Genomic DNA, 672 nt, shown 5'->3' on the forward strand with positions numbered 1-672 from the left:
TGAGACCATTCCAATAAAATTGAGATGTTCAGGCTCAAAGAAAGGAATGGTCTCAAATGGCAACCAAGAGCTACAGCCTAGCTCACACAAAGTGGATGTGCAAATACCACATTGTATTTACCCCGAAGTATAGACGGAAAGAGATCTATAATCAAGTAAGAAGAGACTTAATAGAAATTTTCAAACGCTTATGTAAGTACAAAGGAGTAGAAATTATAGAAGGCCACATGATGCCCGATCATGTCCATATGTTGGTGGCTATCCCACCGAAAATATCAGTCTCATCATTCATGGGATATCTAAAGGGGAAAAGTTCGTTAATGATCTTCGAGAAGCATGCACAACTAAAATATAAATACGGGAATCGAAAATTTTGGGCAGAAGGATATTATGTGAGTACAGTAGGTTTGAATGAAGCAACAGTAGCGAAGTACATTCGTGAACAAGAGGCACATGATCAAGCCATGGATAAGTTGAGTGTAAAAGAGTACGAAGATCCATTCAGCAGCAACAGGGGCAAAAAGAAATAAACCAGTTTAACTGGTAAGTGAAAGTGACAAATAACAATGAGCCTGAACAGAGTTATGGTCAGGCTAGCGTCTTTAGGCGCAGTTTGGCAACAAGGGGTTATACCCCAAGAGCAAACCACCCGTTGGACGGGTGGTCATGATT

General features: G+C 40.5%; 1 protein-coding gene. It reads left to right on the plus strand.

What is annotated here, in order from left to right:
• Positions 1-56: 56 nt before the first annotated feature.
• Positions 57-530, plus strand: coding sequence for an IS200/IS605 family transposase (tnpA, locus tag AK95_RS01560; protein WP_071218155.1), 474 nt, complete (start codon positions 57-59; stop codon positions 528-530).
• Positions 531-672 lie beyond the last annotated feature (142 nt).

Origin of the sequence: Paenibacillus sp. LC231, assembly GCF_001860525.1 — a bacterium.
In the GTDB taxonomy this organism is placed as follows: domain Bacteria; phylum Bacillota; class Bacilli; order Paenibacillales; family Paenibacillaceae; genus Paenibacillus_AQ.